Here is a 308-nt window from a genome sequence, read left to right on the forward strand (position 1 = left end):
GTTGAAGAAAATGAAACCATTACCATTCCTACAACTGGAACAGGCTATAATTATGATGTAGATTGGAGTTATGATGGCGCTACTTTTAATCCAGAAGCTACCAATGTTTCTAGTAATGCTACAAGTACTACTTTAACAGCAGGTACATACACTGTTGCCATTCGTGGTGTTTTCCCTAGAATATTTTTTAACAACACAGGAGATAAGGACAAAATTCAAACTGTAGAGCAATGGGGAATAAACCCTTGGGCCTCTATGGAAAAAGCTTTTTGGGGCTGCAAAAACTTAAACATAACAGCAACAGATGT

General features: G+C 37.3%; 1 pseudogene. It reads left to right on the forward strand.

The features are described 5' to 3' along the window. Window positions 1-308 (forward strand): annotated as a pseudogene (locus tag M3P09_RS17250) (hypothetical protein); the annotation flags it as partial.

It is taken from the genome of Jejuia spongiicola (assembly GCF_023502325.1).
GTDB classification, from domain to species: Bacteria; Bacteroidota; Bacteroidia; order Flavobacteriales; family Flavobacteriaceae; genus Wocania_A; species Wocania_A spongiicola.